The 23,533-nt window shown below is 33.4% G+C and carries 20 protein-coding genes; 10 read left to right on the plus strand and 10 right to left on the minus strand.

The window, feature by feature from the left end; translation table 11 throughout:
- Positions 1-209 precede the first annotated feature (209 nt).
- From AC4FRF_RS12040 to AC4FRF_RS12050, 3 genes are all read left to right on the plus strand, one after another.
- Complete coding sequence (locus AC4FRF_RS12040) at positions 210-2,399, plus strand: glutamine synthetase III family protein (RefSeq protein ID WP_491159797.1); 2,190 nt, start codon at positions 210-212, stop codon at positions 2,397-2,399.
- Positions 2,400-2,578: 179 nt separating this feature from the next.
- Positions 2,579-3,757, plus strand: coding sequence for an AIR synthase related protein (locus AC4FRF_RS12045; RefSeq protein WP_491159798.1), 1,179 nt, complete (start codon positions 2,579-2,581; stop codon positions 3,755-3,757).
- A gap of 60 nt (positions 3,758-3,817) precedes the next feature.
- Positions 3,818-4,183: a hypothetical protein gene (locus AC4FRF_RS12050; RefSeq protein WP_491159799.1), complete on the plus strand. Its 366-nt coding sequence runs from the start codon at positions 3,818-3,820 to the stop codon at positions 4,181-4,183.
- Positions 4,184-4,227: 44 nt separating this feature from the next.
- Here AC4FRF_RS12050 and AC4FRF_RS12055 read toward each other — a convergent pair whose 3' ends face one another.
- The gene (locus tag AC4FRF_RS12055) at positions 4,228-5,700 is read right to left on the minus strand and encodes a PAS domain-containing protein (protein ID WP_491159800.1); all 1,473 of its coding nucleotides are present in this window, start codon (positions 5,698-5,700) and stop codon (positions 4,228-4,230) included.
- Between the two features lie 132 nt (positions 5,701-5,832).
- A complete protein-coding gene (locus tag AC4FRF_RS12060) occupies positions 5,833-7,728 on the minus strand; it encodes a heavy metal translocating P-type ATPase (protein ID WP_491159801.1) in 1,896 nt (631 codons plus the stop codon).
- Positions 7,729-7,931: 203 nt separating this feature from the next.
- Between AC4FRF_RS12060 and AC4FRF_RS12065 the strand changes: the two genes are divergently transcribed.
- Positions 7,932-8,372, plus strand: a complete 441-nt coding sequence (locus AC4FRF_RS12065) for a hypothetical protein (protein ID WP_491159802.1) — start codon at positions 7,932-7,934, stop codon at positions 8,370-8,372.
- A 67-nt stretch (positions 8,373-8,439) separates the two neighbouring features.
- On the opposite strand, the gene AC4FRF_RS12070 is transcribed toward AC4FRF_RS12065, so the two are convergent.
- From AC4FRF_RS12070 to AC4FRF_RS12105, 8 genes are all read right to left on the minus strand, one after another.
- A complete protein-coding gene (locus tag AC4FRF_RS12070; protein ID WP_491159803.1) occupies positions 8,440-8,661 on the minus strand; it encodes a hypothetical protein in 222 nt (73 codons plus the stop codon).
- A gap of 128 nt (positions 8,662-8,789) precedes the next feature.
- A complete protein-coding gene (locus tag AC4FRF_RS12075) occupies positions 8,790-9,953 on the minus strand; it encodes a peptidylprolyl isomerase (RefSeq protein WP_491159804.1) in 1,164 nt (387 codons plus the stop codon).
- A gap of 34 nt (positions 9,954-9,987) precedes the next feature.
- Entirely contained in the window at positions 9,988-11,106 is a 1,119-nt protein-coding gene (locus AC4FRF_RS12080; protein ID WP_491159805.1) for a peptidylprolyl isomerase, read from the minus strand.
- A gap of 10 nt (positions 11,107-11,116) precedes the next feature.
- Positions 11,117-11,770, minus strand: a complete 654-nt coding sequence (gene gldI, locus AC4FRF_RS12085; protein WP_491159806.1) for a gliding motility-associated peptidyl-prolyl isomerase GldI — start codon at positions 11,768-11,770, stop codon at positions 11,117-11,119.
- Positions 11,771-11,774: 4 nt separating this feature from the next.
- Positions 11,775-12,779, minus strand: a complete 1,005-nt coding sequence (locus AC4FRF_RS12090) for a DHH family phosphoesterase (RefSeq protein WP_491159807.1) — start codon at positions 12,777-12,779, stop codon at positions 11,775-11,777.
- A 78-nt stretch (positions 12,780-12,857) separates the two neighbouring features.
- Entirely contained in the window at positions 12,858-14,339 is a 1,482-nt protein-coding gene (locus AC4FRF_RS12095) for a rhomboid family intramembrane serine protease (RefSeq protein WP_491159808.1), read from the minus strand.
- 61 nt (positions 14,340-14,400) lie between these two features.
- Entirely contained in the window at positions 14,401-15,648 is a 1,248-nt protein-coding gene (locus tag AC4FRF_RS12100; protein ID WP_491159809.1) for a voltage-gated chloride channel family protein, read from the minus strand.
- Between the two features lie 106 nt (positions 15,649-15,754).
- Complete coding sequence (locus tag AC4FRF_RS12105; RefSeq protein WP_491159810.1) at positions 15,755-16,141, minus strand: RidA family protein; 387 nt, start codon at positions 16,139-16,141, stop codon at positions 15,755-15,757.
- A 238-nt stretch (positions 16,142-16,379) separates the two neighbouring features.
- Here AC4FRF_RS12105 and AC4FRF_RS12110 point away from each other — a divergent pair, with 238 nt between their 5' ends.
- From AC4FRF_RS12110 to pyrG, 6 genes are all read left to right on the plus strand, one after another.
- The gene (locus AC4FRF_RS12110; protein WP_491159811.1) at positions 16,380-16,979 is read left to right on the plus strand and encodes a hypothetical protein; all 600 of its coding nucleotides are present in this window, start codon (positions 16,380-16,382) and stop codon (positions 16,977-16,979) included.
- Between the two features lie 131 nt (positions 16,980-17,110).
- Complete coding sequence (locus AC4FRF_RS12115; RefSeq protein WP_491159812.1) at positions 17,111-17,803, plus strand: hypothetical protein; 693 nt, start codon at positions 17,111-17,113, stop codon at positions 17,801-17,803.
- 123 nt (positions 17,804-17,926) lie between these two features.
- Entirely contained in the window at positions 17,927-19,456 is a 1,530-nt protein-coding gene (gene guaA / locus AC4FRF_RS12120) for a glutamine-hydrolyzing GMP synthase (RefSeq protein WP_491159813.1), read from the plus strand.
- Between the two features lie 117 nt (positions 19,457-19,573).
- Complete coding sequence (locus AC4FRF_RS12125; protein WP_491159814.1) at positions 19,574-21,466, plus strand: LysM peptidoglycan-binding domain-containing protein; 1,893 nt, start codon at positions 19,574-19,576, stop codon at positions 21,464-21,466.
- 15 nt (positions 21,467-21,481) lie between these two features.
- Entirely contained in the window at positions 21,482-21,715 is a 234-nt protein-coding gene (locus AC4FRF_RS12130; RefSeq protein ID WP_491159815.1) for a DUF3820 family protein, read from the plus strand.
- 143 nt (positions 21,716-21,858) lie between these two features.
- Positions 21,859-23,472: a CTP synthase gene (pyrG, locus tag AC4FRF_RS12135; RefSeq protein WP_491159816.1), complete on the plus strand. Its 1,614-nt coding sequence runs from the start codon at positions 21,859-21,861 to the stop codon at positions 23,470-23,472.
- Positions 23,473-23,533 lie beyond the last annotated feature (61 nt).

Consider the following 23,533-nt stretch of genomic DNA (forward strand, 5'->3'; position numbering starts at 1 on the left):
AAAACCTTGGGGGGGCTTTTGTTTGAATAGCGGTTATTTTTCACATTACTATATTTTGGTAGGGGGGATATTCAAAAAAAAGCAATTTTGAAGCTAAATAAAAAGCAATTTAGCAATAGTGTATGGGACTGTTTTTAGCTTGATATTCGTTATATTTGTGTTTTTAATTATAAATATTGATTATTAACAGTTTAAAATAACAGTCTATAATGTCAACAATACGTTTTCAAGCATTAAGAGAGGCTTCAAATAGAAAACCCATACATTTTGAAGAAACCAATAGAAAGTCAAGTATTTTTGGTTCGAATGTGTTTAATGAAAAAGCAATGAAGCAATATTTGACTTCAGATGCTTTTAAAGCAGTGCAAGGAGCCATAGATAGTGGTAGTAAAATAGATAGAAAGCTCGCCGATTATATTGCTATGGGGATGAAAGAATGGGCTTTGTCTAAAGGTGTAACTCATTATACCCACTGGTTTCAGCCTTTAACCGGAACTACTGCAGAAAAGCACGATGCTTTTTTTGAAACTTCTTTTGATGGTAGTGATCCTGTTGAAAAATTTGGAGGTGCTCAATTGGTACAACAAGAACCTGATGCTTCCAGTTTTCCTAACGGAGGTATCAGAAATACTTTTGAAGCCCGCGGTTATACCGCTTGGGACCCTACATCGCCAGCATTTATTTACGGTACAACATTGTGTATTCCAACAGTTTTTATTTCTTATACAGGTGAGGCTTTAGATAATAAGATTCCTTTATTAAGAGCTCTAGCAGCTATGGATGAGGCAGCTACTGAAGTTTGTCGTTATTTTGATAAAAATGTAAAAAAAGTTACCGCAACTTTGGGTTGGGAGCAAGAATATTTTTTGGTAGATAAAGCCTTAGCGCATTCTCGACCTGATTTGATGATGACCGGAAGAACGTTGTTAGGACATACTTCGGCCAAAGGACAACAATTAGATGATCATTATTTTGGTTCCATTCCTACTCGTGCCTTGATTTATATGCGTGATTTGGAACAGGAATGTATGTTACTTGGAATTCCGGTAAAAACACGTCATAATGAGGTAGCACCTAATCAATTTGAATTAGCGCCTATTTTTGAAGAGACTAATTTAGCGGTAGATCATAACTGTCTTTTGATGGATGTTATGCAAAAAGTAGCTGAACGTCATGATTTTAAAGTGTTGTTACATGAAAAGCCTTTTAAAGGTGTAAATGGTTCTGGAAAACATAATAACTGGTCATTAGCAACCGATACAGGAGTCAATTTGTTGAGTCCAAGTAAAACGCCAATGAGTAATTTACAATTTCTAACTTTCTTTATTAATACTATTAAAGCGGTTAATGATTATGAAGAATTACTTCGTGCATCGATTGCAACGGCAAGTAATGATCACCGTTTAGGGGCTAATGAAGCGCCACCAGCCATTATTTCGGTATTTATTGGAGAACAACTAACTAAGGTGTTAGCTGAATTGGAAAGTGTTACCAGAGGAAAATTATCTCCTGAGGAAAAAACCGATTTGAAATTAAATGTAGTTGGTAAAATTCCGGAAGTAATATTAGATAATACAGATAGAAACAGAACGTCTCCTTTTGCCTTTACAGGAAATAAATTTGAGTTTAGAGCTGTTGGTTCTTCGGCCAATTGTTCGAATGCGATGACGACTTTAAATACCATTGTAGCAAAACAATTGAGAGATTTTAAAGTAGAAGTAGATGCTTTGATTGAGTCGAAAGCAATGAAAAAAGACGATGCTATTTTTAATGTTTTAAGAGAGTATATTAAGGTGTCAAAAGATATTCTTTTTGAAGGAGACGGTTATAGCGAAGCTTGGGAAAAAGAAGCTAAGAAAAGAGGGCTGAGTAATTTTAAAACTACACCTGAAGCTTTGAAAGCAAGAGCGTCAAAACGAGCACTGGATTTGTTCTCGGAATTAGGAATTATGAATCACGTAGAGGTGGAAGCGCGCTACGAAATTGAATTAGAAGAATACACTAAGAAAATTCAAATAGAAAGTAGAGTTCTAGGTGATATTTCTAAAAATCATGTGATTCCAACGGCTATTCGTTATCAAAATACTTTAATTGAAAATGTAAAAGGTCTGAAAGATATTTTTGGTAATGAATTTGAATCTATTGCAAAAGAGCAAATAGGTTTGATTAAAGAAATTTCGCTTCATATCGAAGGTATTAATGCTAAGGTTGAAGAAATGCGAAACGAAAGAAAGAAAGCGAATATGTTGAATGATGCTCAAAAAACTGCCGAAGCTTATTGCAATAAAGTAAAGCCATATTTTGAAATCATTAGAAATCACTGTGATAAATTAGAGTTGTTAGTAGATAATGAATTGTGGACGCTAACTAAATACAGAGAATTATTGCTTACGAAATAAAAAAATAAAATAATCTAAAACCCGACTGAACTCCAAATTTAGTCGGGTTTTTTTATACTGATGATTTGGAAATCAAAAAAGTATAATAAATCCTAAATGCTAATTCTGAAATCCTAAATGGAATTAGTATCTTTGCCGGAAAACCAAGTTGCCTCAATGCAACTACACAATTACAATTCATGAGTTCAGATACTTCAAAAAGATATGCACAACGTGGTGTTTCGGCATCCAAAGAAGATGTACATAATGCTATAAAAAATATAGATAAAGGATTGTTTCCTCAAGCATTTTGTAAAATTGTCCCTGATTATCTAACCCAAGACGATGAATATTGTCTTATTATGCACGCCGATGGTGCTGGAACTAAATCCTCATTGGCTTACATGTACTGGAAAGAAACAGGAGATATTTCTGTTTGGAAAGGTATCGCTCAGGATGCATTAATCATGAATATTGACGATTTATTATGTGTAGGAGCAACCGATAATATTTTGCTTTCTTCTACCATTGGAAGAAATAAAAATCTAATCCCTGCTGAAGTTATTTCGGCTATTATCAATGGGACGGAAGAATTAATTAAGGAGTTAGCTTCATTTGGTGTGAGCATTCATTCTACTGGTGGTGAAACTGCCGATGTGGGTGATATTGTACGTACCATTATTGTCGATTCTACTGTTACGGCTCGTATGAAACGCTCTAAAGTAATTGATAATGCTAATATCAAGGCTGGCGATGTCATTGTTGGATTAGAATCTTTTGGTCAGGCTTCTTATGAAAAAAGCTATAATGGTGGAATGGGAAGTAACGGATTAACATCGGCTCGTCATGATGTTTTTGGGAAATATTTGGCAGCCAAATATCCAGAAAGTTACGATGCTGCTGTTCCAGAAGAATTGATTTATTCAGGACAAGTAAAATTGACTGATGCAGTGGAGAATTCTCCAATTGATGCTGGACAATTAGTGCTTTCGCCAACACGTACTTACGCACCCATTATCAAGAAAATATTAGACCAATATTCTTCAAATGAAATTCACGGAATGGTGCACTGTAGTGGTGGAGCGCAAACTAAGATTTTACATTTTGTAGATAATTTACATATTATAAAAGACAATTTATTCCCTGTTCCACCTTTGTTCCAATTGATTCAAGAACAATCAAAAACAGATTGGAAAGAGATGTATCAGGTTTTCAACTGCGGTCACCGTATGGAATTGTATGTTCCTGCCGAAGTTGCCGAAGATATTATTGCAATTTCAAAATCATTCAACGTAAATGCTCAAATTGTTGGTCGTGTTGAAGCTGCCGACACTAAAAAGTTGACTATTTCTAGCGAATACGGAACTTTTGAATATTAATCAAAATAGAGTATTGATTGATTTTAATCTTTCAATTTTTTAATCTTTCAATTTTTACAGATGTACGAATTAGTTTTTTGGAAATATTTAGAAGAGGTATATTTAAACCATCAATTAGTTTATGAAGCTATTGATGAGCAAGAATTCATTGAAGGTTTAGAAGAACTTCCTGTAACTGTAATTATGAATAGAATTGCTTCTGTTTTTTCTAAATGGGAACGAGTTGATGAGAACAGTTGGAAAAATAATGATGGGGTAGGTGCTTTCCAAGTAAAAACTACAGCTCAAACGGTTGAGATTGATTGTTATGGAACTTCTGGAAGAACAATGGATATTTTAGTGGGGATTATGGAAGAGTTCAAGTGTCCACTTTATGACCCACAAATTCCGGCTCGTTACGACGAAATGTACGAAGAAGAAGAATGAAAATATAAAGCGTTAAGAATCACTGAACTTAACGCTTTTTTTATTCAGGACGGTTTCTTCTTGTCTTCTTCTTTTTCCTCTTTAGCTTCGTTTTTAAAACCAATCAATTTGCGGTATTTGCTTTCAGTTTCTTCGAGTTCTTCTTCCATTTTTTTGTATTGGCTAATGTCTTTAATGGTTACCACAGCGGCTACAATATTATTATCCTGATCTACTAATGGACGACCACTAATGAGTACTCTTCTTTTTTCGCGCGAAGCCGGATCCCAAAGTACCACATCGACATCATCGGTTATTTCGCCATTAAAAGCGCGTTCCATTGGTAGATTCTGTGCAGGAAAAACTGTTTTTTCGTCGGGAAAATAGAGTTCGAAATGAGCCGTTAAGTCAGTTGAGATTTTATCATCTTCTTCAACTCCAAAAATATCATTGGCCATGTAATTAGCCAGAATGACCTTTTTATCAGCATTAGCAACAATGACACCTTCGCCAATATTTTCTACAATAACACGCAGTTTTTCTTCGTTTTCATAGAGTTCGTCAACGGCTTTTTGTTGTTCAATTCCCAGTTCGACCGTTTCTGTTATATCTCGGGCAGCCGAATAAATAATTCCTTCTTTCAAATCAATATTACTGTTCCAGTCCAACCATCGGTAGGAGCCGTCTTTGTGGCGGACTCTATTTTTAAAACTAATAACGGTTTTTCCTTTGAGAATTTCGGCCAGGACTTCATTTGAAGTGGCACGATCATCAGGATGAGTAAGATCCATGAATTTTATTTCATCCATATCCTGTTGTGTGTAACCTAAGGTGTTTGTAAAGGCAGCGTTTATTTTGATGAAATGATCATTTTTAGCTACGGTAAAAATATCAAATGACATATTAAAAAAGGCATCAGTAGCTTTTAAGGATTCTTCCAATTTTTTTCGTTCGGTGATATCGGTAGAAATACCTCCAATAGCATAAATTCTTCCACTGGCATCATACAATGGAAATTTAACCGCTATGTAAGTATGGATCCCGTCTTTTTGTTCAATTGTTTCTTCTGATTTGAGTTCGACCAATTTTTTAGCTACCTCTAAATCAGAATTGCGATAGCTTTCTGCAATTTCTTTGGGGAGAAAATCATGGTCGGTTTTGCCAATAATTCTTTCGTTTGTAGTACCAAATAATTCGCCAAAATTCTTGTTGATTAAAAGATATTCTCCATTAAGTTTTTTTATAAAAATAGGATTAGAAGTATTGTCAATAATGGATTGTAGTAATTTTTTATTTTCTTCTAATGAGTGTTGCGCTTTTTCTTTGGCTTTAAACTGAGTTCGGATAATGAAATAAACAACAATTAATAAGACAATAGAAAGTCCAAATAAAAAGATTTCTATTGCATCCAGTTTTACATCCATTGAAGTATCTCTTTCTGTATTTAATCGGATTATAAAAATCCATGCCGCTGCAATGACTACAACAATATTGATAATAAATCCAAGAAATATTTTTTTTCCAAAAGAGATATTCATGATTTTGTGATTTTGATAAAAGAGAATAAAAAGCCGCTTTTAATTATTTACAATAGGAAAGTTACTAAATAATGTCTTGATTATTAGTCTAATTCTTTATTTTTTTGCCATGAAAAGGATAGAAGTTTAGTTTTAGGATTTTGTTTTTTCAAATCGCATTAAATTCAAACTGAAAAGGATTACGATTAATGTCACCCCCACATCAGCAGCAATTGCTAGTACCAAATTGCTGTATCCAAAAACGGCCAACAAAATAAAAACAAATTTTGTTGCAATGGCTCCATACGTATTGGCTTTGATTTGTTTCATTGTTTTTTTACTTAATCGGATAAGGAATGGGATTAATGAGAGTTGGTCGTTCATTAAGGCAATATTGGCTGTTTCGATAGCGGTGTCGCTTCCGGCTGCTCCCATGGCGATTCCTACGGTGCTTATGGCTAAAGCTGGAGCATCATTAATTCCATCACCTACCATAGCCACTTTATCGTATTGTTGCAAGAGTGCTTTTATTTCTTCCGATTTTTGTTCTGGAAGTAATCCTCCAAAAACTTTTGTAATACCCACTTTTCGAGCTACATAATGAGCGGCTTTTTCACTGTCACCAGTGAGCATAATAACAGAAATGTTTTCTTCTTGTAGTTCTTGTATTGCGGAGCGACTGTCGGGCTTAATTTCATCGGTTAAACCAATGATTCCTGCCACACCTCTACCAAAACTAACAAGAACACTGGTTTTTCCTTCGGTAGATAATTGAGCGACAATAGATTCTACTTCTTCAGATATGTCATGATATTCTCTAATAAATTCAAGATTACCAACTAGAACTGTATCTATTTTACAAACGGTGCATTTTGCTGTGGCACCTTTTCCCATAATACTTTTAAAATCTTTAGCAGTATGAGGTTCAAAACCTTCAGATCTAGTGGCCGAGATAATGGCTTGAGCCAATGGGTGTTCCGAGAACATTTCGGCTCCTGCTGTACAGGCAAGTAATTCTTGTCGACTAGTTCCTATTAGCGGAAAAACATCGGATACAACAGGACTTCCATAGGTTATAGTTCTGGTTTTATCGACGGCTACAGCTTGCACTTCGGCTAGGGCTTCAATGTATTTTCCGCCTTTTACCAGAGCTCCTTTTGCGGAAGCGTTACCAATAGCCGCATAGATGGCTACAGGAGTCGAAATCACTAATGCACAGGGACATGCAATGACTAAAAGTGTAATGGCTTGTTTGAGCCAATGGTTGAAATCTAAATCGAATAGATAAACCGGAATGGTAAAAATTAAAATGGCTATTCCAATAATAATTGGTGTGTATAATTTTGAAAAGCGCTGGATGAATTTTTGAGTTTCACTTTTGGCTGCTCCTGCTTCAAAAGTCAGTTTGATAATTTTAGCAAAAGTCGTATCGGTAGCTATTTTAGTAGTTTCTATTTCTATATAACCATTAGTGTTTAATGTACCAGCATATACAACATCACCTAGCTGTTTTTCTTTAGCAATAGGTTCGCCGGTAATAGCCGATTCGTCAATTCTACTTTCGCCAAAAGAGATTTTACCATCTAATGGAATTATAGCGCCAGGTTTGATTTGGATAATCGTTCCTATTTCAATTTGGTCAATAAGGGTTTCTTGATTTGTTTTTTTTACAAAAGCTGTTTTAGGAACGCTTTGAATTAAATTATCTAATGCTGATTTTGAATTTTCTAAGCCAATATCTTCCAATCGTTCGCCTAATACATAGAGTACAATAACAACGGCAGCTTCGGGGTATTCGCCTAAATATAAGGCAGCAATAACCGCAATTGTCATTAGTAAATTGATACTGCTAAAATTGAGTTTGAAAAGTGATTGGATTCCTTTTAGCATCACCTCGTGACCAATTGCAATGATGAAGCTGCAGAAAATAAAAGGCGCATATGGCATTGGTAAATGTATTCCTAAAAGCGATAGTATTTCTAAAACAATGACAATACATACCGATAGGAGCAGGAAAAGAAACTTTTTATCTTTGAAAGGTAGGTTCATAAGAATCGATTTTTATTCAAAAAGAATTGTTTTTTCGAATTTTTTAGAGCAAAATAGCTTTTAATACTAACAATTAGCATTATATACTAAATTTACTTAAAAATTATCTTATCTACTTTGGCTTTAATAAAATCTTAAGATTATAAAGGGGAAAATGCACGAGATGTGAAAAAGTTTTCGAACTTTGCGTCAAAAAGCTATTTATGAAAATAAACCTTAAAAACGGAATTGATAAGCTCATTTTCGGTATGAAACAGAAAGATGTTGAAGCCGTTTATGGAAAACCTGATAGAAATTACAAAGACGAAGACGAAAATATAATTTTTCTATATAATAAGTTGAAGATGCGTTTGACTTTTTATAAAGAGGAAGGTTTTAAAATGGGATATATTGTTGCCTCAAGTGCCAATTTGGAATTGTTTGGTAATAAGCTAATGGGTAGAAATATCAAAGAGGTAAAGAAAGATTTAGCCTCTAAAGGAATTACTAAATTCACTCAGGAAGAATTCGATACTTTTGAAAACTATTTTAACGAAGACAATTGGTTGTTGTTTCAAACTGAGTTTGAAGAGGTGGTAAAAATTGAGGTAGGAGCTATCATTAATGATAAAGATGAATTTGACTGGAAGTTTGGAAAGAAATAAAAAAAAACTCCTTTGCTTAAAAAAATAAAAGCCCTTTCGTTAATTGTTAATGAAAGGACTTTTGGTATTATTTGGATTTATTTAGGCTGTATAGTCCACCTCCTAGAAGTAGTACAGCTAATCCAAGATATAGGTATCCTTGCTGTTTAGCCGATTCATTAGCGGCTTCTATTTTAATACCAAGTAAGTTTACTTCGGTAGTGTTTTCATTTATTTTATTCAAACCAAAATAGCCTAATCCTAAGCTGATGACGATTAATAATGCTCCTATAATTTTTGATAGATTCATGTTTTTTTGTTTTTGAATTTCTCTAATATAAGAAAAATAAACGAAAGTACCTTAGCTCTTAGTTTGTTCCAATAAAAAAGTCCAATTTGCAAATACAAATCGGATTTTTTTATTGGAACATTTAAATGTTATTTAGTTTGTTTTTCGAAAATTTCTAAATCGAAAATTAATGTTGCATTTGGAGGAATTACTCCACCAGCGCCACTTTCGCCATAAGCTAATTTAGCAGGAATAAAGGCAACCATTTTATCTCCAAAAGATAGCATGTTGATGGCTTCAATAAATCCAGGAATCATACCGTCTTTTTTCCCTATCTCAAATGGAAACGGATTGTATCCTCCTTGCATAAAACGCATTTCATTGTATTTATCGTAAGCTTTGGCAACATCTTCGCGACTGCTGTCAAATAAATTTCCATCTTCTAAATATCCGGAATAATGAAAATATACTGTTGTACCGACAGCAGGTTTAGCACCTGTTCCTTTTTGAGTTATTTTATAAACCAATCCAGAAGGAGTAGTGGTAGCTGTAGTTTTTAAATTATTAAAATAAGCTACTTTCTCGGCAATTAAAGCAGCCATTTTTTCTTTTTGAATTCTTTCTGCTTCTGCTTTAGCTTCTGCTTCTTTTCTTTCATCTTCAGCCTTGTTGTTGTAATAGTTTGCAAATACTTTATCGGCTTTGAATTTTTTAGCTGTTTTTCCTTTTTGAGTAATGCTAATGTTTTTGATGACATCATCTTGAACAATACTATTTACTACATCCATTCCTTGAACCACATGACCAAAAATAGTATGTTTGCCATTCAACCATGGTGTTTCTTTGTGTGTAATAAAAAATTGACTTCCATTGGTTTTTGGGCCAGAGTTAGCCATAGCCAAAATTCCTCCTTTGTCAAATTTTAAATCAGAAACAAATTCGTCTTTAAAGGAATAACCGGGTCCACCAGCTCCCGTACCTTGAGGATCTCCACCTTGAATCATAAAATCATTAATAACACGGTGGAATTTTAAACCATCAAAAAATGGCTTTCCTTTTAGTTTTTTATCAGTTACAAATTCGTTTTTTCCTTGTGCAAGACTAATAAAATTGGCTACAGTTATGGGAGTTTTTTCAAAATCCAATTGAATTACAATTGCACCTTTGTTAGTGTTAATAGTAGCATAAAGACCATCTTCTTTTATAGTAGTTGTCTTTTTACTTGATGTCTTTGTTGGTTTTTTAGTTGTTTCTTGTGCTTGAAAAGTGTGTAGAGCAAAGAATGCTACTATTGTTAATAGTTTAGTTTTCATTTGGTTGTTGTTTGTTCAATTTTTGTTTTAAAAATTATTTTGCTGGCATTAATTCAATTTCAAAAATAATGTTGCTATAAGGCGGAATAACATCTCCCGCTCCTCCCGCTCCATAGGCTAGATGGGAAGGAATAAATAAAATTGCCTTATCTCCTAAAGATAATTTTTGAATTCCTTCAATAAAACCGGGAATCATTCCGTCTTTTCTTCCTGCTTGAAAAGAAATTGGTTGGTATCCTCCTTGTTCAGCTCTGGCTGGGTCATATTTACCAAATGCTTCGGCTACACTTTCAATACTGGTGTCAAAAAGAGTACCGTTTTCAAGAAAACCAGCATAATTAATGTTGATTTGAGAACCTTTGGCTGGTTTTTTACCATTTCCTTTTTGAGTGATAATATATTTTAAACCCGTTGCGGTTTTAGTTGCTTTAGTTTTTAAAACATCAAAATAAGCTACTTTATCTTCAATTACTTTGCCGTATTTTTCATAATAGACTCTTTCTTTTTGTGCTTCTATGTTTAATTGCTCTTTCTGTTTTTTAGATTCAACAGAAAAATAATCGTAGAATGTTTTTACGGCATTGAATTTTTTAGCAGCTTCCCCTTTACGAATAATAGTTACCGATTTGATAATGTCATTTTGTTCAATTTTGTTTACTACTTCCATTCCTTTGTCTACAACGTGTCCGAAAATAGTGTGCTTATTGTCTAACCATGGAGCAGGGACATGCGTAATAAAAAATTGGCTACTATTAGTTGCAGGACCGTTATTAGCCATGGCTAAAAGTCCTTCTTTATCAAAAATTAAATCGCTAAATTCATCTTTAAATTTATATCCTGCGTCTCCTGAACCGGTTCCTAGTGGGTCTCCAGTTTGAATCATGAAATTGTTAATGACACGGTGAAATTTTAATCCGTCATAAAAAGGACGTCCTTTAAGATGTTCATTGGTTACAAATTCATTTTTTCCTTCGGCTAGAGTAACAAAGTTGGCAACCGTAATTGGAGCTCTTTTGTAATCTAGTTCTAAATAGATATTCCCTTTTTCGGTTTCAATTTTAGCATACAATCCATCGGCTAAATTCTTGTTTTCTTTATTACAAGAATATAAAGTAGCGATAAGAAGGAATACAAATAAAATGCTTTTTTTCATAAGTTTTTATTTATTGTTCTAAGGTGTCTTGCGTTTTTGTTTTAGTTTTTTTGATACTATCTTGAGCTGGAGTTCTGTTAATAGTAGTCTTTTGTTCTAACTCTTTTTTGTATTCCGCTTCAGATTTAAAATCATATAAAGTTACAGTACAAATTAAAGGTTGGTTTGGACCAATTTTTTTATTGTCTCCGTGATACCCAAAAGCAATATGAGAAGGAAATAAGAAATTAACTCTTTCATTTTTACGCATCAATTTGATACCTTCTCTTATGCCTGTCATGATTTCTTGTTTGTCTACGCGATAAACTTGCGGTCTTAGTTCTACTTCAGAATAAATAATAGTACCGTTGAGGTCTTTTATTTCGTAGTTAAAAAAAGCAACATCTCCTTTCCTAGGAGTTAGCGTATCCGAAGTGTTTCTGGTTTCATAAGAATACCAATAGCCTTTTCTAGAAGCAAAATAGCTGATGTTAGGATTTTTTTTCATCAAATCTTTGATTAAATCCTCTTCACTAGCAATTAATTTTTTGTTTCTCTCAACTGATTTTTTCATAAAAACTCCCGAAACTCTAGAAACAGGACGTCTTGCATCTTGATGCTGTTTACAGGCAGTAAAAATCAAGCATAAAAAGCAACTTAGAATAATAAATCGGATAGCTTTCATGTGTTTATAGCGTTAGATTTTGAACTAATTTTTCAAATTTATCGATAGTTTCTTCCATTGAAACTTCCGATTTTCCTCCGGCAGCATTGCGATGACCACCTCCGTTAAAATGGGCTCTTGCAAACTCATTTACATCAAATCCTCCTTGAGAACGGAACGAAATTTTAATAATTTTTTCTTCTTTATTTTCGATAAAAATAGCAGTAAATTGAATTCCTTTTATGCTTAAACCATAATTGACAATTCCTTCGGTATCGCCTTTTACATAATTAAAACTATTTAATTCATCTTGCGTAAGCGTAATATAAGAAGTTTTGTGTTCAGGAATTACTTTTAAATTTTGCAATGCCTTGCCTAATAATTGCAATCTATTGTAAGAGCTGTTGTCAAAAAGTAAATTAGGAATTGTAGTGTTTTCAACACCTAAATCAATTAGTTCGGCAACAATTCTATGGGTATTTCCTGTAGTGTTTGGAAATCGGAAAGAACCAGAATCGGTTAGGATTCCTGTGTAAATACAAGTTCCGATGGTTTTGTCAATTTGGTCTTTTTGATTTAAAAAGTTTATAAAGTTATAAACCATTTCGCAAGTAGAACCAAAAGAAGTATCAGAGTAGGTGTAAGCCGCATAAGCATCAGGTTTTTGATGGTGATCAATCATGATGTAAGTGGTATTCAGTACTTCCAGTACTTTTTCCATTTCGCCTGTACGATGAAAAGCATTGAAGTCAAGCGTGAAAATAATATCGGCTTGTTCTAATAGTTGAGTACAGTTTTCTTTGTCTTTTTCAAATATTTGAACGGTTTCTGAACCAGGCAACCAAGCTAAAAAATCTGGGAATTCGTTGGGTGAAATTACCGTAGCATCGTGATTGTTCTTTTTTAAAAAATGGTATAGTCCTAGTGTAGAGCCCATAGCGTCTCCATCAGGATTTCTGTGCGGAATTATGGCAATTTTTTTTGGTGTAGCCAATAAGGATTCTATCGCTTGTATATCTTGTTTATTCATAGTTTGCGAATTTACATTTTTTTAGTTTAAACTATGAAATCGTTAACAGGATTTTATTCTTTATAAAATGACGAAGAATTATTTTTTCTTTATACTATAAAGTTTGTTTAATAGATTGGCTATTTGAGAGTTTGCGGCATCAATATCATCGTTATATTCAGCGGAGTTGTATTTGAATTTTTTGTAAACAAGGTTGTATAGCTTTATTCTTTGTTGACAATATTTGGTTAAAAGACGATTTTGTTCGTGGGTTTCTTTGGGTAAATACATTAAGTCGACTTCTTTTAAAAGTTTTATATTTTCTTCCCAATAGTAGATTCCTCTGGATTCAATCATGTATAATAATTCTTCTTTAGAAGCTTCATCTACTACATTAATATTATAGGCTTCTAAGGCCATTTTTTCCATATCTGTAAATTCTTGCATCTTATTTTCGTATTCATAAAATTGATACAAATAGATTTTTTTAGATTGGATATAAACTGAAAATAAAGGAATAAAAAGAACAGAAATAGCGGTTATGGCTATTATTGCAGTTTTTCTTTTATGATTCAGTAAAAATAAAATACAACCAAAAAAGATTCCAGCTATAAGTCCACCAATATGTGCGGCGCCATCAACACCCTCTTTAAAACTATTGATGAAATTTAATACCACAAAAACAATAGTTATAGTTATGGTGTTAGTGTTTAGTTTTTTATTGATGACTTTCGTAGCAATGATTATCAACAAGATGCCATACATGCCAAAGATTGCTCCAGAGGCGCCAGCACTAATTATTTTGTCATACCAGTAAAGACTAGTTAAACTGGCGAATACGCCGCAAAAAAGATAACTGATTAAAAATCCTAAACGACTTAGATAGGATTCCAATAAAAGCCCTACATAAGCTAGCGCAAAACAATTAACGAATAAGTGTTGAAATCCGATATGAATAAATAAGCAAGTTAAAAGTCTCCACCATTGATTTTCGACTGTTAAAAGATTGTAGTTTGCTCCCCATTCAATAATGTCAGTTGTTTTAGGGTAGAAAAGACTAACTCCTGAAAATACCATTACAATAAAAATAAAGAAATTCAGGTATATTAAAATAGGAGTTACCGTATATCCTTTTGTTGGAATAAAAATAGACAGGAAAGAGTAAAAGCTAGTAACGTTAATTTTATTTTCCGATACATTTTTACAGTTTTCCTGCTCTAAATTAATGGTTTCAAGTACTAAATTTTGATCTAATAAAGAGGTGGGTGTTTCTATTTTTACATCATTAAAAGCTTCAAAAAAGAGATCGGTATTTTTTAAATTTCTGCCGCGATCGTATATTTGATTTCCATTGCTGGTGCTTAGTACATAACCATCCTCGTTTTCAAAATTAATTGTAATTTTTTCATTCCAAGTTTCATTTTTAGCATGGGTTTCAGCTAATAACTCATTATCAGAAATCGCTAAAATGGTCCAATTTGTTTTTTGACAGGCTTTGATAGCATAATAAAGAAATTCTAATCGAGATAAATGATTGAATGGAATGTATTGAATGTGAGAAGCGGGAAATCCAAAAGCCATTGTGATAATTTTTTATATCCGATTAGTATTACAATGATATAAAAATTATTTGAGAATTTATTTAAAAATCTTGAAGTTTGTTTCTTTTGAATCTTTCGTACAATTGATGTTTTACTCCTTTTACTGTTTGAGAATGGTAAATACCTATTGAACCTGAGGCTAAATAGGCAACGCAACATGATATAGCAATAAAAACGGCGCTTTCTATACCAAAAAGTTCTATCCCCATAACGGTACAGGCAACAGGAGTATGAGTGGCTCCAGAAAAAACAGCTACAAAACCCATTCCAGCCAAAAGAGCCATAGGCAATGGTATATATCCTGATAAGGCACTTCCTAGTGTTGCGCCCACAAAAAATAAAGGAGTTACTTCACCTCCTTTAAAACCAGCACCCAAGGTAAATCCGGTAAATAATATTTTAAGGAGAAAATCGTAATTTTCACTACGAACACTAAAGGCTTCTACGATAGAAGGAACTCCCAATCCCATAAATTTAGTGGCGCCAAAATAATAAACGACTAAGGCAAAAATGATTCCGCCTACATAAGGACGTAATGGCGGATACGAAATTGTTTTTGTAAATAAGGAACCCCAAAAATGTGTACTCCTAGAGAAAAGCATAGCAGCTAATCCAAATAATACACTGGATGGAATAATCCAAAGTAAGTTTTCTAGGTTCATCTCCGGTACAAAAGGAATGCTGTAGTGTGTGTGATGTACCGCCCAAAGGTCTACCGTGTAATAAGCAAAAAAAGCAACCACAAAAGAAAGGATGCTGCTTTTTATACTGATCTTGCAACAATAAACAACTTCTAGGGCAAAGATGGCGCCGGCAAGTGGTGTTCCGAAAACAGAAGCAAATCCGGCGCTGATTCCTAAAATGATTAACGTTTTTCTATCGTTAGCATCCAAATGGAAAATTCGGCTAAATTGATCGGCAATAGCACCTCCCATTTGTACCGCTGTTCCCTCACGTCCCGCTGAACCACCAAAAAGATGTGTAAAAATAGTTCCGATTAGAACAAAAGGAGCCATTTTTAGTGGAATTACTTTAGTGGGAGTTTCATATTCTTCTAATAATAGGTTGTTCCCTTTTACCACATCCTTGCCATAATAATGATACAACAGTCCTATTAATAGTCCGCCAACAGGTAAAAGCCATATTAGCCAGATGTTTTGGGTTCTAAGTTGTGCAGCCCATTCTAAAGCGACTAATAAAAAAGCGGAAGCCGAGCCAGATAAAAAGCCTATTAAAGCACAAATTAAAATCCATTTAAAAGAAAGTAGTGTTGTTTTTTTGAAATCCATGGTTTGGAGTCTTTGCAAGCATTCGAATAGAAATCGAGCGCAACAAAAGCAATTTAGAATCTAAAGAAGCTTTTGTTGCGCTCGAAGAGTCACTTTAGAAATCTAGTTATTCTGCAATAACAGCAGTTAATTCAATTTCAACTAAGTATTCAGGAGCAACTAATTGGTTAATTCCGTAAAAACCAGTTGTTGGTTTAACATCTTTAAAAAATTGTGCGTGAGCGGTAGCCACTGCTTCAAATGTAGTTACATCAGTAGTGAAAATACGAGTACGAATAACATCTTTCATGCTTGCGTTCAAATCTTCAAGTACTTTTTCAACTCTTTCTAAAATGTTTAGGGTTTGAGCATGAGCATCATCAGCTTTTACTTTGTCACCATCAACAATTGCAACAGTTCCTGAAACTTCAATAATGTTTCCAATACGAACTGCACGACAATATCCCATTTTGTCTTCCCATGGCGATCCTGTTAAGATGTTTTCTCTTTTCATTTGAATGTAATTAGTTGTTTTATAGAGGAATGTGCCTCTGCTTTAAGTTTAGAAATTTTTGTGCAATTTATAAAAAATACTAAAATAAAAAACAGCTCTTTCGAGAAACTAAAATACTATTATTTAACGATTCATTTGATGATATATATAATAAAATCATAACTTTATTGTTATCTATTTGGAATAAGTTCAGAAAAGTTGTTTTTTTGGATATAGTTTTTAATTAAAAAAAATGAATATGAATCAATATTTTAGTTCTAAAGGGCAGGTTTTTATTTTGGGTTTGATGTTCGGAATGCTTTCTAACGCTTACTCTCAAGAAGAATTTGGTGGAGACTTTAAAGTTAAAGCAGCTCCAGTAAAAAAGAAGGAAGTTAAAATAAAAGATGTTAAGTTTTCTAACGAAGATTTCAATAAGATTAAATCTTATGAAGTACAAGGATTGGATAAAAATGAGTACGAGATTCCTAAAAAAGAAGATTATGATGCTGAAAAATTAGCCAAAAGAGATCAGGATTTAGGAGTGATAAAAACTAGTTCAGGAACTGCTAAAGTGAGGTATCGTGATGCTGCTTATGTAGATGGTGATAAAGTTAGAGTATATTTAAATTATGTAATTGTTGAGCCTGAAGTATTGTTAAGTGGTGAAGCTCAAGGTTTTGATATTACTTTGCAAAAAGGGGTAAATCGCATTGATTTTGAAGCGATTAATGAAGGGTTTGCTGCGCCAAATACAGCCGAATTTAAGATCTTTGATGATAAAGGTGAGGTGATTTCTACTAACCAGTGGAATATTGCACAAGGATATAAAGCAACTATTGTTATCGAAAAAGAATAAGCATTAAGATATTGAATTTGTTTTTTGGTTAAAATTTCTTTAATGTTCTGTGAGGTTTTGTTTTGTAAAATGAAAGCTTGGTATATTTGTTGCTAGTTAATATTTTAATATTAAAAAAAAGTAATTACAATATGAGGCAGTTTTTGTTATTTATAATGATGTGTTTTGCAACTGGTGGCTATGCTCAAACTGAGTTTGGTGCTAAGTTCAAAGCAATTCCACCAATAAATACACCTATTGCTCCTAAGAAAACGACTCCTTTAGCAACTGATGCTCCAGTGATAAAAGCGCCAAATATTTTTGCAAAACCTGATGTTGTTTTGCCCTCTAGTACAAAATATCAAATAGGCGAAACAAAATCTTTTTCAATGGAACAAACCAATGAATTTGCTAATCCTGGTGATAGGATTAGAGATAAATTGACAAAGGATTTGGATAAAACCATGGTTAGGGAAGGGCTAAAAGAAGATGATAGATTTTTAGTGAAAATTGATAAAAACTTTGGAGAAATTAGAACAAAATCTAAATATTTTATTGTCCAATATCGAGATTATATTTACATAGATGGCGATTTGATTAAGGCAACTATCAATAATAAAATGATAGGTGGTATAATGGAATTGTATGCAAGTTACGGTCAGTTTACTTTTGATTTAAATGATGGTATAAACATTTTTGAAATGGAAGCTTATAGCAAAGGAACTTCAGGAGGAAATACCTGCGAGTTTAAAATTTATGATGATAAAGGAGCTTTGGTTCGATCGGAGTATTGGGATAACTGGGACAAGGGTGTGAAAGGTAAATTTGTAATTGTAAAAGAATAAAATCAGTTTTTTTAACAAGGTGTTTTTACTTTTAAAACTTGGAGTGAAAACGGAAAGTAAAAAAAATGAAAAATTTCAAAAATCCACTTTTCAATTCCAAATTTTAAAAGTAATTTTGCGCCCATGCAACACAACGTACTTATTTTAGATTTCGGGTCGCAATACACTCAGCTGATTGCGCGTAGAGTTCGCGAATTAAATATATTCTGCGAAATTTTTCCATATAATAATTTTCCATCGGATTTATCAAGTTATAAGGCCGTAATTTTAGGAGGAAGTCCTTTTTCTGTTCGCGCAGAAGATGCTCCGCATCCTGATTTGTCACAAATTAGAGGAAAATTACCTATGCTAGCCGTTTGTTACGGAGCGCAATATTTGTCTCATTTTAGTGGAGGTGAAGTGGCTGCGTCTAACACCAGAGAATACGGTAGAGCTAATTTATCCTATATTAAGGAAGGTGAAGTGTTTTTTGACGGAGTTTCTCCAAACAGTCAGGTTTGGATGAGTCATAGCGATAGTATCAAAGCTTTGCCAACTAATGCTGTAAAATTAGCAAGTACACACGATGTGGAATTTGCAGCTTACAAAATTGAAGGGGAAACTACTTACGCTATTCAATACCATCCAGAAGTGTATCATTCTACTGATGGTTCAAAAATGTTAGAGAACTTCTTAGTAAAAATTGCTGAGGTTCCTCAAAACTTTACACCAAATGCTTTCGTTGAGGAGATTGTAGCTGAAATGAAAGAAAAAATCGGAAATGACAAAGTTGTTTTAGGTCTTTCAGGAGGTGTAGATTCTACTGTAGCGGCAGTTTTATTGAACAAAGCAATCGGTAAAAATCTGTATTGTATTTTTGTAAATAATGGTTTGCTTCGTAAAAATGAGTTCCAAAGTGTATTGGATCAATACGAAGGAATGGGATTAAACGTTAAAGGAGTAGATGCATCGCAACGTTTTTATGATGCTTTAGCAGGAGTTACTGATCCGGAATTGAAAAGAAAAGCCATCGGAAATGCTTTTATTGAAGTATTTGATGATGAATCACATAAAATTGAAGATGTTACTTGGTTGGCTCAGGGAACTATTTACCCTGACGTAATCGAGTCTGTTTCTGTAAAAGGACCATCTGCAACTATCAAATCGCACCACAATGTGGGTGGTTTGCCAGATTATATGAAATTAAAAGTGGTGGAACCTTTGCGTATGCTTTTTAAAGATGAAGTACGTAGAGTGGGAGCAACTTTAGGAATTGATCCTGAATTATTAGGAAGACATCCTTTTCCAGGGCCAGGATTGTCTATTCGTATTTTAGGAGATATTACCTTAGAAAAGGTACAAATTTTGCAAGATGTAGATAAAGTTTTTATTGACGGATTGAAATCTTGGGGATTGTATGATAAAGTATGGCAGGCAGGAGCTATTTTGCTTCCTGTAAATAGTGTTGGGGTTATGGGTGACGAGCGTACTTATGAAAAAGTAGTAGCGTTACGTGCTGTAGAATCTACCGATGGTATGACTGCTGACTGGGTTCATTTGCCTTATGACTTCTTGATGAAAGTATCTAATGATATTATCAACAAAGTAAAAGGAGTGAATCGTGTTGTTTATGATATTAGTTCAAAACCACCAGCAACAATTGAGTGGGAATAATAGGGATTTCATAACGGAAGTTTCTTAGTTATTATAAAAACGGTATCAGGTTTTGGAATAAAATTTGGTACCGTTTTCTTATCTTTAGCATAATAATTTTTTAAATAAAATAATCGAATGAAGTGTTTTTTTGCAATTTGGATTCCTGTTATACTATTTGCCAATGTTGTTTTTTCTCAAGAAATGATAACTCATAAAGTAGAGCGTGGAGAAACGATAACTGAAATCGCTAAAAAGTATCAAGTAACTCCTTACGATATCTACAAACTAAATCCAGATGCTCAGGATAAGCTGAAACCCAGAATGAAGCTTTTGATTCCTTCTAAATCAGGGCTTAAGGTTACTGCTGGTCAGTCTCAAATTACACATAAAGTTTTACCTAAAGAAACTTTATACGGAATTGAAAAAAAATATAATATTTCGGATGCTGATTTGAAAAAAGCCAATCCTTTTCTGGAAACTGATGGTTTGCAAATTGGTCAAGTTTTGACTATTCCGTCTAAAAATGCTATTAAGTCTTCGGAAAAAGTGATTTATCATGATGTGCAGCCTAAGGAAACCAAATACTCTATTGCAAAGCGATATGGAATCACTATTGAAGAATTAGAAAAGAAAAATCCAGATATAGTTTCTAATTTGACTATTGGTTATCATTTATTGATAAAAGGGAATCCTGCTAAAAATAACAATTTGTCTTCAAATGCTGTTGTAAATGAATCGGCAGTTGTAGCTAAAAAATATTCAACTTATGAAGTAAAGCCAAAAGAAACTTTATATAGTTTGTCTAAAATGTTTAATATGAGTCAGGATGAATTAATAGTCTTGAATCCTGATCTTAAAAATGGTGTAGAAATTGGAATGCTTTTAAAAGTTCCTGCCAGTACAGGTTTTCCAGCAATTGCAGAAAATAAGGTGTATGCGGATTTAATGCCAAAAATTAATTTTGGAGAGCGAAAAAAAATAGCAATGCTTTTGCCTTTTAATGTTTCTAGAGTGCAAAATGATACAGTGAATTCTATTTCGGAACGATTAAAAAAAGATAAGTTTTTAAACATGACCTTGGATTTTTACGCTGGTGCTATGATGGCAATTGATTCGGCCAGAACCTTAGGTTTACCAATTGATGTTAGTATTTATGATTCTGGAGAAACTAAATACAATTCGAATATTGCATCAATTGTTGCGGCTAATAATTTGCAAACGGTCGATGCAATAATTGGTCCGTTTTATCAAAATAATGCCGAAGCTACAGCTCGTTTGTTAAGTGCTACTAATGTTCCTGTAATTTCGCCTTTGTCTAAAGATGCAGGAAACTCAATAGGTAATTTATATCAAAGTGTGCCTGCAAATGATGTTCTGAAAGCAAGAATGTTTGATTTTATGCGAGCTAAGAAAGGAAATGTTATTGCAGTAGTTGATAGAAAGAAAATTTCGGTAATTCAATATTTAAAAGAGAATCAGGCAGATGTAAGGTTGGTTCCTTTGAATGAGAATGGTACTGTTTCTGCTGAGAATCTAAAAGGAATGTTGGTTCCTGGTCGAATGAATTATGTGGTAATGGAAACGGCAAATACTTGGATGATTAAAACAACTATTGCTGCCATGTTGAGTGTAATGCCAACATATCAGGTTCAATTAGTAGTTTTGGAGCCTAATAATAGTTTGGATAGTGATGAAATTAGTTTTACTAATTTGGTAAAATTAAAGCTAATGTATCCATCGGTTGCAAGAGATGATAATTCTCCCGAGGGAATTGTTTTTGAAAATAAATTTAAAAAAGCAAATTCAATTACTCCAAGTGATTATGCAACTCGAGGTTTTGATGTCACTTTTGACACAATGATGCGTTTGATGCAGAATAAAACTTTTGAAGAGACAGCTAATGCTACAGCTACGGAACAATTTGAAAATAAATTTGAATATTATAAAAAAGACAGTATTGGTTATGCTAATAAAGGAGTTTATATTTTATACTATGATAGTGATTTAACGGTAAAAGTGGCTAATTAATTGAGTATGTAATGTATGGAAGATAATCAAAAGCAACTTATAAAGTTAGCTTATGCTAAAATGCCGTTTGGAAAATATGAAGGTCGTTTTTTGATAGATTTACCAGAGTATTATGTGGTATGGTATCACAATAAAGGCTTTCCAAAAGGAGAATTAGGGGAACAATTAAAGCTGATTTATGAATTAAAATTAAACGGTTTAGAAGAATTAATACGAAATATTAAAAAAAGATACCCAAAACCTCATTGATTTAGGAAATTAATGAGGTTTTTATTTTTGCATTAACAAAAGTCATTTTTAGAAATTATCTCATTTCCAAATTAGCATAATCTAAATTTATAATCGTATTTTTGCCACGTTTTTTACACAACTACAATACAAACTAGAACAGCATGAATCAAACAAAATATATTTTTGTTACTGGAGGGGTTACTTCTTCTTTGGGAAAAGGAATTATAGCAGCATCATTAGCAAAATTATTACAGGCGAGAGGGTATAGAACTACTATTCAAAAATTTGATCCTTACTTAAATGTAGACCCTGGAACATTGAATCCATATGAGCATGGAGAATGTTATGTAACTGATGATGGGGCTGAAACAGATTTAGATTTAGGACACTATGAGCGTTTTTTAAATGTTCCTACTTCTCAGGCTAATAACGTTACTACTGGTAGAATTTATCTATCTGTTATTGAAAAAGAGAGAAGAGGAGAATTTTTAGGAAAAACAGTTCAGGTTGTTCCTCATATTACCAATGAAATTAAAGATAGAATGCAATTGCTAGGTAAATCTGGTGATTATGATATTGTTATTACTGAAATTGGTGGAACAGTTGGTGATATTGAATCGTTGCCTTATATCGAATCGGTTCGTCAGTTAGTTTGGGATTTAGGTGAAAATAACGCCATTGTAATTCACTTGACCTTGATTCCTTATTTAGCAGCTGCAGGGGAGTTAAAAACAAAACCTACACAACACTCTGTTAAAACATTGATGGAAAGCGGAATTAAAGCGGATATCTTAGTTTGTAGAACCGAGCATGAACTTTCTCAGGAATTGCGTAGCAAATTAGCTTTGTTTTGTAATGTGAAAAAAGAAGCAGTTATTCAATCTATCGATGCTTCAACTATTTATGAAGTACCTAACTTAATGCTTGAAGAAGGTCTTGATGTAGTTGCTCTGAAAAAATTAGATTTACCTAAAAAAGCAGCACCAGATTTAAAAACTTGGAATACTTTCTTAAAAAGATTAAAAAGCCCAAAACACACTGTAAATATTGGTTTGATTGGGAAATATGTGGAGATGCAGGATTGTTACAAGTCTATTTTAGAGGCTTTTATTCATGCGGGAGCAGCTAATGAAACTAAGGTAAATGTAGTTTCTATTCACTCGGAATATATTGATGAAGAAAACATCGCTGACAAATTTAAAGATATCGATGCCATTCTTGTTGCTCCAGGTTTTGGTGAAAGAGGAATTGAAGGTAAAATTGCCGCAGTACGTTATGCCCGTGAAAACAATATGCCTTTCTTTGGTATTTGTTTGGGTATGCAAATGTCGGTAATTGAATATTCTAGAAATGTTTTAGGGTATGCTGAGGCAAATTCTACTGAAATGAATGATCAAACGCCTCATCCAGTAGTTAATCTTATGGAAGAGCAAAAAAATGTAACCGATAAAGGAGGTACCATGCGTTTAGGTGCTTGGAAATGTGAGATTAAACCAGATACTTTGGCTTACAAAATCTATGGTGAAACTACTATTTTTGAGCGTCACCGTCACCGTTATGAGTACAACAGTGCTTATGTTGCTGAGTTAGAAAAAGGAGGTTTGAAAGCTTCAGGAGTAAATCCAGATACAGGATTGGTAGAAATTGTTGAAATTGAAAATCACCCATTCTTTATTGGAGTTCAATACCATCCAGAATATAAGAGTACAGTAGCTAATCCGCATCCTTTGTTTGTGAATTTTGTGGCTGCAGCTGTAAAAGCAAGAAAAAAATAGTAGGTTATTTTTAGAAATAACATCAAATAATTTGACTTAAAATAAGTCAAGACAAATAATT

Source organism: Flavobacterium sp. ST-158 (assembly GCF_058309975.1).

What these genes read in the sequence shown, in the direction of transcription:
- AC4FRF_RS12095 (WP_491159808.1), bottom strand. Translation starts at nt 14,339, where the DNA reads ATGGCTTTTGGATTTCCCGCTTCTCACATTCAATACATTCCATTCAAT.
- pyrG (WP_491159816.1), top strand. Translation starts at nt 21,859, where the DNA reads ATGAATCAAACAAAATATATTTTTGTTACTGGAGGGGTTACTTCTTCT.
- AC4FRF_RS12060 (WP_491159801.1), bottom strand. Translation starts at nt 7,728, where the DNA reads ATGAACCTACCTTTCAAAGATAAAAAGTTTCTTTTCCTGCTCCTATCG.
- AC4FRF_RS12105 (WP_491159810.1), bottom strand. Translation starts at nt 16,141, where the DNA reads ATGAAAAGAGAAAACATCTTAACAGGATCGCCATGGGAAGACAAAATG.
- AC4FRF_RS12045 (WP_491159798.1), top strand. Translation starts at nt 2,579, where the DNA reads ATGAGTTCAGATACTTCAAAAAGATATGCACAACGTGGTGTTTCGGCA.
- AC4FRF_RS12090 (WP_491159807.1), bottom strand. Translation starts at nt 12,779, where the DNA reads ATGAATAAACAAGATATACAAGCGATAGAATCCTTATTGGCTACACCA.
- AC4FRF_RS12130 (WP_491159815.1), top strand. Translation starts at nt 21,482, where the DNA reads ATGGAAGATAATCAAAAGCAACTTATAAAGTTAGCTTATGCTAAAATG.
- AC4FRF_RS12055 (WP_491159800.1), bottom strand. Translation starts at nt 5,700, where the DNA reads ATGAATATCTCTTTTGGAAAAAAAATATTTCTTGGATTTATTATCAAT.
- guaA (WP_491159813.1), top strand. Translation starts at nt 17,927, where the DNA reads ATGCAACACAACGTACTTATTTTAGATTTCGGGTCGCAATACACTCAG.
- AC4FRF_RS12040 (WP_491159797.1), top strand. Translation starts at nt 210, where the DNA reads ATGTCAACAATACGTTTTCAAGCATTAAGAGAGGCTTCAAATAGAAAA.
- AC4FRF_RS12115 (WP_491159812.1), top strand. Translation starts at nt 17,111, where the DNA reads ATGAGGCAGTTTTTGTTATTTATAATGATGTGTTTTGCAACTGGTGGC.
- AC4FRF_RS12070 (WP_491159803.1), bottom strand. Translation starts at nt 8,661, where the DNA reads ATGAATCTATCAAAAATTATAGGAGCATTATTAATCGTCATCAGCTTA.
- AC4FRF_RS12080 (WP_491159805.1), bottom strand. Translation starts at nt 11,106, where the DNA reads ATGAAAAAAAGCATTTTATTTGTATTCCTTCTTATCGCTACTTTATAT.
- AC4FRF_RS12065 (WP_491159802.1), top strand. Translation starts at nt 7,932, where the DNA reads ATGAAAATAAACCTTAAAAACGGAATTGATAAGCTCATTTTCGGTATG.
- AC4FRF_RS12125 (WP_491159814.1), top strand. Translation starts at nt 19,574, where the DNA reads ATGAAGTGTTTTTTTGCAATTTGGATTCCTGTTATACTATTTGCCAAT.
- AC4FRF_RS12050 (WP_491159799.1), top strand. Translation starts at nt 3,818, where the DNA reads ATGTACGAATTAGTTTTTTGGAAATATTTAGAAGAGGTATATTTAAAC.
- AC4FRF_RS12110 (WP_491159811.1), top strand. Translation starts at nt 16,380, where the DNA reads ATGAATCAATATTTTAGTTCTAAAGGGCAGGTTTTTATTTTGGGTTTG.
- gldI (WP_491159806.1), bottom strand. Translation starts at nt 11,770, where the DNA reads ATGAAAGCTATCCGATTTATTATTCTAAGTTGCTTTTTATGCTTGATT.
- AC4FRF_RS12100 (WP_491159809.1), bottom strand. Translation starts at nt 15,648, where the DNA reads ATGGATTTCAAAAAAACAACACTACTTTCTTTTAAATGGATTTTAATT.
- AC4FRF_RS12075 (WP_491159804.1), bottom strand. Translation starts at nt 9,953, where the DNA reads ATGAAAACTAAACTATTAACAATAGTAGCATTCTTTGCTCTACACACT.